Below are 8,066 nucleotides of genomic sequence, written 5' to 3' on the forward strand. Positions count from 1 at the left end.
TGTACTATTGCTATNTTAAATTGTGCGAAGTAATTTTTTAGGTCATCGCTTACTGGCCTCTTATCAATAAATAGCAAATAGTTAGGGTTAGGCATAGGTTTTTTCCTGGGTTTTTTGTACGGTGTGCAAACTAGATTTTGGCAAGATTATTGTCGACTTGCAATTATTTTCGATGCTATTGTAATAACAGTGTAGCAATTCCAGGCATTATAGCTGTTGCTGGAGGATAGTAGGATGATTCACAATACAACACATATATCAAATTGGCTAGTTACTGACGAGGATCGCGCTCGAGCACAGATAAAATATGAATTGAATCAGTTGAAGAGTTGTTTGCACAAGTATTTATTCGATATTCATGACGCAAATACTAATTCTGAACAAGCGATTAATTTGTGTGCAGCTATAGCCAATAAGTATTTAGATTACTTACGTTTACTCGATAATAAACTCGAAGTCAGTTTTCCGGCGGTTTGCGTACCCTGCCGATTTGATCACTTTAAGCTCATTTTAAATTTAGAGCAGCAATTAACACAAGTGTTAAATGCTAATGCAAAAAAGGATCTTATCATCGAAATCATTTCTCTGTATAAATTGGTGAAATCAGTTGGATCCTTAGATGCGATGAAGCAAGTCAGTAAATTTTCCAATCAACTGAAGCGCTTATTTGTTAAACAGCGCCTTGATTTGTGGTTGACTGAATTAATTGATTTTTGGAGCCAGCATGAAGCTACAGATATTGAGTCCTCATCTTTATTTCATGATTGGAATACACCACAACAACAAGTGGCATTAACTTTTTTTGCACAGCCCAAATTTATTAATTTAGTTAATGCTGTTTTTTTCTATAAGTTGTATCCCGATAAGTTATTCTCACAGGATATGCATCCGGAAAAACTGGTTTCTGTGCGTACACGTTTAAGTATTTTGCATTCATATATTGAATTAATGCAACAGCAACTTTATCGTGCTGCACTACAAAATGGTTTAACCCCAGGAATTGATCGGTTATTGCATGAAGATGAATTACCTCAAGGAATTATGTTGGAGGTTGATGAGAGCTTTAGAGAAATAATCCAGGCCGCTATTAAACGGCTAAAAGTACCGTTTACACCGAAGAATGTAAAACAAGCAACCATGGAACTACTGCATGACTTAAGGCTGGCTTATAAATTTTGGTTTAATCCGAATCGTTTAATTGATGCGGTGATGCTTTTACGGCAAAGTCTTACTGCCGATACACATGCAAATGATAATTTTCAAAATAAAATGGTCCATTTATTTGCCCAACTCACGACTACAGAATGTTTGGATTTGTATGGCTATTTTGCTAATAACGACAGTCGTTATTTACGTTATACTTTTTTGGCTATTATTCAGGAGAGTTCTTTCTATTGGTTGCCCATGCTCAATGAGGCCGAAAAAGCAGCGGTTGATGATGTGTTTCATGTCTTATGCTGCGTGATGGATGCGTTGCGTATTGAATTGAAAAATCGGCATGTTCTTACTGAGCCTTATGTTGATAACATGGATAAGCACAATATTCACATAGGGCAGCGAAATCGTGATGCAGTATTAAGGGTGATTGCCATTTATGGCCATCAGCCGATGACTGCGCATGATACAATGGAGCAATTATTTCGCGCTGTTGAGGATGCTCAATAAAAACAAGTTGACTGGTTTGTAAAAAAGATTAGCTTATTTTTCTTTTTTTTGTGCAAAAAAGAATGAGTAAAAACATTTTATGATAAAGGCACCTAACTTTCTTTGGCGACCAGATTTAGTTAGTGGAATGCCAATCTTTCTGGATATTTTGGCTTTAAGTGCTGAAATACCAATAAAACGTTTCCATGAAAATCCACCGTGATTCATATCGGTAATACTCCTGAATAATAATACGCGGAGTATACCGTAATCAGTGAATGTCATGTCAATGATGAATCGTATTTAGCGGAGTTTATTGTAACGCAAGTGTTCACATTAACTTGGGGATTTATCATTAGTTTATTGCTTTAGTGACTATTAAGGTAATGGTAGAAATAATTCATGGCCATAAAATTGCTGCATTTGTTGATACATTTGTTGGGCTGGAGTTGATTGGGCAAAATTACTGTGTAAATTATCAATCCATAATCCGCTCAAGAGGTTCTGAATCACAGGGATATACGTTCTTTTCTCTGGATAAAGGGCTAGTACCCAATCACCATAAATGATTCCATATAGTTTTTGTTCACTTATGGCTTGCAGTTTCTCGGGTTTGATCTCAAGTTCGCCACTAAGAGGATTTACATTATAAAAAAGTTCGCCAATTTTGATGGATTTTTTTTTCGATAGCAATTGGTTGGGAAACATGCCACTTTCAATGAAAAAAATGCGCTGTGGTAAGGAAAACAAGGGATTTCGTATCGATGGCAATAAAGAAATGCCATCCATTTTTTGCGCAGTGTTTAAATGAAGATAATCAATAATGGTGGGCGCCAAGTCAATTAAGGCCATCCGCGTATTGATTTGACTTGTTGGTGTGGTTATCTGGCCATGTTTATATATCCTAAACGCCAATACATTATGGTATTGCTTCGGGCTTAATATATCAGAACCATGTCCTGCGCTTTTATTCAGGACGGTTGCTGTATGGTGTTTTAGATATTCAGCAAATCTACTAGGGCGTTTTCCTTGATAATTATGATAGTTGGTTAGTCGTGAATTAGGGTAGTACAACACTTCACCATGATCACTTAATAGGATCAGCAAACTATTGTCAAAATAATTACGTTGTTGCAAATAAGTAAAAAACGAGTGGAATTGTTTGTCTATGCGGTGCAGGGATTGCTGGTAAAGAATATCGCGCTTCTCAATACTAAATTCGTTATTGACTTGTTCTGGTAATGATTCTGCCCATGCGTAAGGCCAATGAGGGAGCGTAAAATGGACGGCTAAAAAAACAGGGAATTTCTGGATGTTTGTGGAAAGTTCTTGTTCTAATTTTTCGTTAAACGTTTGTGGGTAATAAGAAAAAAAGCTGGCACGATTGCTGTAATTAAAGGGGAATAGCCAAGTACTAATGCGAAAATTAATTAATAAATTACTTAATGGAAAATCATTAAATGAGCCAATCAGCACATCATTTACCCCTGCTTTAGGGCCAATAATTTTTTTAAAGCCATATTCGGTATCGATGCTGTTAAATCGCCGGTCATCAGTGGCAAAAATAGTATAGTACCCATTCTTCCTTAATAGCCAGGCGATGCTGTCTTGGCTTCTCACCGTATTTTTGGCTACTAAATTTTCTTCTGCATGATGATGCTTCGCATACAAGCCTGTTAGTATACTGGTCCAGGCAGGGTACGTTCGGGCTAAGGGGCTGATGGAGTTAGTAAATTGGCTGCTGCTTTTAATTAACTGTGAAAAGAATGGCATGTTTTCTGAGTTGATACTTTCTGGGCTTAGGGAATCAATGCCTAAAATAATCACATTGGGCCGCGTACTTGATTGCGGTTTGTTTATCTGCTTGTCAGTATTGTTGAAAACGAAAAAAAATACGCAGGGTATTACTATTCCGAGTAAATACACGCTCTGGCGGTAAAGTAAGCTATTAAGTATTAAAAGAGTTACAGCTAGCCCCGAAATATTCAATACCATGAATATAAATAATGTTGGGATTGGTGGGGATAATAATTTGCTAAAGACACTGAGTGGAAAATAGTAGGCATTAGCACTAAGGATAATACACGCCCATAAAAGCCAAATAATAATTTGCCACTGATCAGGGGAAAAATGATGCCAGGGGCGTTTTAGTATCCCAAGGAGTAAAATAGTCTGCAGGCCTGATAGTAATAAATAGAGGACAATCTGAATACCCAGCGTTGCGAGTACTTGCTGCCAGGCTATCGCAGGGAGCACGATAGAGCTTACAAAATTTCCATTTTGTAAATACAATAAAGCAGCTTGTAAGCTAAAAAAACATAAATTAAAGAGCAGGAAATAAAAAAAATAGGAGAATTTGCTTGCGGTTGCTTTCATGCGGAGTCAACAGCAGGGCTGTTTATATGCCAATTATAGATATAACTATCTATGGTATTAATGTGTTTGAGCTGGCTTTGCAGCGGCTCTTTGGCAAATTGTAATAGATGGGTAATCACATCTTGCTTGCGGCCGCCAAAATCTTCTTCATACCAATCATACAGTTTAGAAATAATCAGCCTTCCTTCAATCACGCTCACCCCTCGTAATGAGTTAATATACGTAGATGCCGCATTATTTAATTGTTCATCCAGAATATGTCCTTGATACGCCTTGCGATTTAAATTAGGAGCACCTATGCTGGCATTGTTCAATGTATAGTGGGTGCGCGCGTCATTCCAAATTGGACGAATGATGCGATTATTAATATCATCCAAGGTTAACGGCGTGTCTTTAATGGTAATTAAATTGGCACCCCATGGGCCAACACTGAATAGGCCTGGAGAGATATTAATTTCTTGAATCGTGGACACCGGGTAGTAATTGGCTACCGTTTGGACGGTAAGGGCATTGTATACATTAATCCAATACGCTAATTGTTCAGCACGGTTGTAATTATCAATATTGATTTGCGCCATGTTTTTTAAATAGTCTTTAAGCAGGTTTAAATCAATTTGGGTCATATGTGCGTAATCAACAAGGTTAATGTTTTCTGCATTCGTAATAACACGGCGATTCAAGAAATCTTGCCATAATTGATGGGAGATAATTTCCTTTGATAGCGGATTATTTACTTCCCATTGTGGCCATAGATTTTTGTAAAAAGTAGCATGTGCCTGACTTGTGAGAAGGAACATCAATAAGATAATGTATTTATTTCGGTATATTGTTTTAAACATTAATTAGGGCTCTATTGCGAAGGGCGTTGCCAATAGTGTTTCCATCCAAAAATTCGAGTTCACCACCAGAGGGTATTCCATGCGCCAGTTGGGTAATATTAATAGACTGATCGCGCAAAAGCTGCTGAATAAAATGAATGGTAGTTTGTCCTTCAACACTTGGACTTAAGGCTAGAATAACCTCTTGAATTTCTTCTTCAAGGATTAAGTTTTTTAGTTTGGGTAAGCCTATATCATCTGGACCTAATCCATCGAGAGGGGATATTTTACCCATAAGAACAAAATATTTGCCTTGGAACGAGTTACTCTGTTCTATGGCTGATACATCAGCCGGGCTTTCTACAACACAAAGTAACGATGAATCTCTCTGCGGATTTTGACAGAGGGCACAAAAGCTTTGTTCTGTATAATTCATGCAACGCTGGCAGTGATTTATCTGCGACATAGCCTGTTCCAAGCAAGAGGCGAGGTGTAAACCTCGCTGTCTTTGATGCTGGAGTAAGTGAAACACCATGCGCTGTGCTGATTTGGGTCCGACGCCAGGGAGGCAACGAAGTGCCTCGACCAAGCGGTTTAGCATATCCATCGTTAGGATTATTCCTTATTGCCGCCCATTAAATCTGTTGGAATATTTAAGCCTGCGGTTAATTGGCTGATTTTTTCTTTAGATGCTTTTTCAATTTTGCGTACGGCATCGTTAATTGCAGCGGCAATTAAATCTTCTAACATTTCAACATCTTCTTCCATCATTGTGGGTTTGATTTTAACTTCAGTTGCATCATGGCGACCATTCATTTTAATCGAAACCATGCCGCCACCTGCTTCACCAGTAACTACTAATTGGCTTAATTGCTGCTGCGCTTCTTGCATACGTTGTTGCATTTTTTGTGCTTCTTTCATTAAGTTACCAAGATTTTGATTCATATCCATTATTAAAGCCTCGTTTGTTTAGGTTTAAGTCATCCCAGTATTCTATTGCAGATCTGAGAAATAGAACTATTATACATTATAAGTCATCTTTGAGTGGGACAATAGAATTTTTGACCAATTCTGCCGAAAATTCTTGCTGAAGCTGTTGAAACATTGGATCGTTATGTAGTGCGGCTTCTGCTTTTTGTTGTTTTTGTTGCGTTGCTTGTTCCTTCTGTTGAGCTGGCGATGATTGCACTAATTGGTCACTATTGAGGATGATTTTTATCGGACTTTGGTAATAATTGCCAAGTGCTGTTTCAATTCGTGTCAGTACCGTTGGCGTAAATAAAGACTGGTGTCCGCGGGCAACACGTAATGTAACTTCACGCCCTTCTCTGGAAATAAATTCGGCATTTTCTATAGCATTAAGTGCCAAGCCAGTTAGTTTAAGTTGAGGAATAATATTGATCCAGCTTTGATTTTCATCCGTCACGCTGGGTTTTGCTTCTGCAATTACCTGCATTTTGACTTTTTCTGGGCTCACTAGAGCAATTTCATTTGGAATATTGCTACCTGTTCCCGGGGGAATTACAGGTGTTTCATATTCTGGCACCGTATCTTCTTTGGGCAGGGCTGCGGTCTCACTGGATTGGGATAATGAAATGGTTTTTATCTTCACTGCTGGTCGGAACGTTAACATCCGCAGTATCGTCATATTAAAGCCAATGGCTAAAATAGGGGCTAAATGAATTTCTTCTCGTCCCTTTAAACCAATTTGATAAAATAGCTGAATGTCTTCGGCTGAAAATTGCAGGGCTAACGTTTTCACTTCCGGTGATGGGCTAATTAGCGAATTCTGATCACCAATGCTCTGATACACCGTGATTTGATGACAATAATTGAGTAACTCATCGAGAACATACTGAAAATGCCCACCTTCAATGGCAATTTGTTGACTAATAGTCAATAACTCGGGTGCATTTTGTGCCGCTAATGCCTGCAGTAATTGGATGGCATAATCTTGTTGGGTGTATCCTAAAATCAGTTTAACATCACTAGCGTGCAATTTTATATCACAGCTTGTAATGGCTTGATCTAACAAACTTAAGGCATCGCGCATACTACCGCGGGCAGCTTGAGCTAGAATATCTAGGGCTGCAACTTCAAAATCTAATTGTTCATCGTTAAGAATAAGTTGTAAATGTTGGCTAATTACGTCTGCGGCTAAATGTTTTAAATTAAATTGCAAGCATCTTGATAAAACCGTAACGGGAAGCTTTTGTGGATCCGTAGTTGCTAAGATAAATTTTACATGGGCAGGCGGTTCTTCTAAAGTTTTTAGCAAGGCATTAAAACTATGTTGAGACAGCATATGCACTTCATCAATTAAGTAAATTTTAAAGCGGCCACTAGCCGGTGCATATTGCACGTTATCCAACAAATCACGCGTATCTTCAACACGAGTTTTGGATGCGCCATCAATTTCAATGAGATCAATAAATCGGCCTTGTTCAATAGCCATACAGGCATTGCATTGCAAGCAAGGTTCAGAACTAATTCCGTGTTCACAATTAAGTGATTTTGCTAAAATACGTGCAATACTGGTTTTTCCCACACCGCGGGTACCAGTAAACAGGTAGGCATGATGCAAACGCTGTTGATTCAACGCATTGATTAATGCCTTATTGATGTGCTCTTGGCCAACCAGTTGGGAAAATGTGCGTGGTCGCCATTTACGGGCAAGTGCCAGATAGCTCATACAGGTTTCGCAAATTGGGTGGCAGCTCTAAGAGCCACACTTCGGCGCTCGAATCAATTGTTACCGCTGCTCCCTTCCGGGCCTGACGGGGTTCACAATCTATCGCCGCGAAGGGACCAATAGAGCCACCATAGTTGAATCACGAAGATTATCAAAAAAAAGGCGGGATAGCCAGACTTGTTAAAAAATATTTATAGGAATCGTTACTTTCATTAAAAAGTAATTTTAGCGATTGGTGGTCATGCTAGGGTGGAATTCATTTTCTTAATGCAAATAACTTTTCCTGGTTAAACGCAGATGGGGCACATAATAGCTTATAAAATATCCCTGCCAAGCTTAAGCAAGAATCTATATAATTTCACTGGTGAAGAATCGGTAACGTAGTCAGGAAAAGAAAGGCTGCTTACAATGAGCCTACGGTTTTGTAGCAGTATTTGGGTATTCCATCTTCGCAAAACAGGGAATTAAGGCGTTTTTCCTATTCCTTTAATATATGTCATACATAACGAATAAACGCGTAAATACGTAATTTTTTT

At 38.5% G+C, this 8,066-nt stretch carries 7 protein-coding genes and 1 other RNA gene; 1 reads left to right on the forward strand and 7 read right to left on the reverse strand.

All coding sequences use genetic code 11. From position 1 onward, the window contains the following. Positions 1-234: 234 nt before the first annotated feature. Entirely contained in the window at positions 235-1,665 is a 1,431-nt protein-coding gene (locus LDG_RS16935) for a hypothetical protein (protein ID WP_006872678.1), read from the forward strand. A gap of 33 nt (positions 1,666-1,698) precedes the next feature. Here the strand turns inward: LDG_RS16935 and LDG_RS19935 are convergent, their stop codons facing one another. The 7 genes from LDG_RS19935 to ffs all read right to left on the reverse strand — a co-directional run bounded on the left by LDG_RS19935 (position 1,699) and on the right by ffs (position 7,652). Next, on the reverse strand, positions 1,699-1,872 hold the full coding sequence (locus tag LDG_RS19935; protein WP_006872679.1) for a hypothetical protein: 174 nt from the start codon (positions 1,870-1,872) through the stop codon (positions 1,699-1,701). A gap of 150 nt (positions 1,873-2,022) precedes the next feature. Beyond that, entirely contained in the window at positions 2,023-4,020 is a 1,998-nt protein-coding gene (locus LDG_RS16940) for a sulfatase-like hydrolase/transferase (protein WP_006872680.1), read from the reverse strand. Further along, positions 4,017-4,859 (reverse strand): DUF547 domain-containing protein, encoded by an 843-nt coding sequence (locus LDG_RS16945; protein WP_040536396.1) that lies wholly within the window; start codon positions 4,857-4,859, stop codon positions 4,017-4,019. Before LDG_RS16945 ends, LDG_RS16940 begins: the two co-directional genes overlap by 4 nt. After that, the gene (gene recR, locus LDG_RS16950) at positions 4,852-5,445 is read right to left on the reverse strand and encodes a recombination mediator RecR (protein WP_006872682.1); all 594 of its coding nucleotides are present in this window, start codon (positions 5,443-5,445) and stop codon (positions 4,852-4,854) included. Before recR ends, LDG_RS16945 begins: the two co-directional genes overlap by 8 nt. Before the next feature lie 8 nt (positions 5,446-5,453). Further along, positions 5,454-5,789: a YbaB/EbfC family nucleoid-associated protein gene (locus LDG_RS16955; protein WP_006872683.1), complete on the reverse strand. Its 336-nt coding sequence runs from the start codon at positions 5,787-5,789 to the stop codon at positions 5,454-5,456. Between the two features lie 76 nt (positions 5,790-5,865). After that, the gene (gene dnaX / locus LDG_RS16960; RefSeq protein ID WP_006872684.1) at positions 5,866-7,530 is read right to left on the reverse strand and encodes a DNA polymerase III subunit gamma/tau; all 1,665 of its coding nucleotides are present in this window, start codon (positions 7,528-7,530) and stop codon (positions 5,866-5,868) included. Between the two features lie 25 nt (positions 7,531-7,555). After that, positions 7,556-7,652, reverse strand: an RNA gene (ffs, locus tag LDG_RS19125) — signal recognition particle sRNA small type. Between the last annotated feature and the right edge of the window lie 414 nt (positions 7,653-8,066).

Origin of the sequence: Legionella drancourtii LLAP12 (assembly GCF_000162755.2) — a bacterium.
GTDB classification, from domain to species: Bacteria; Pseudomonadota; Gammaproteobacteria; order Legionellales; family Legionellaceae; genus Legionella; species Legionella drancourtii.

Excerpts from the sequence above, each read along its gene's own strand:
- recR (WP_006872682.1), bottom strand. The coding sequence starts at position 5,445 with ATGGATATGCTAAACCGCTTGGTCGAGGCACTTCGTTGCCTCCCTGGC.
- dnaX (WP_006872684.1), bottom strand. The coding sequence starts at position 7,530 with ATGAGCTATCTGGCACTTGCCCGTAAATGGCGACCACGCACATTTTCC.
- LDG_RS19935 (WP_006872679.1), bottom strand. The coding sequence starts at position 1,872 with ATGAATCACGGTGGATTTTCATGGAAACGTTTTATTGGTATTTCAGCA.
- LDG_RS16935 (WP_006872678.1), top strand. The coding sequence starts at position 235 with ATGATTCACAATACAACACATATATCAAATTGGCTAGTTACTGACGAG.
- LDG_RS16945 (WP_040536396.1), bottom strand. The coding sequence starts at position 4,859 with ATGTTTAAAACAATATACCGAAATAAATACATTATCTTATTGATGTTC.
- LDG_RS16940 (WP_006872680.1), bottom strand. The coding sequence starts at position 4,020 with ATGAAAGCAACCGCAAGCAAATTCTCCTATTTTTTTTATTTCCTGCTC.
- LDG_RS16955 (WP_006872683.1), bottom strand. The coding sequence starts at position 5,789 with ATGGATATGAATCAAAATCTTGGTAACTTAATGAAAGAAGCACAAAAA.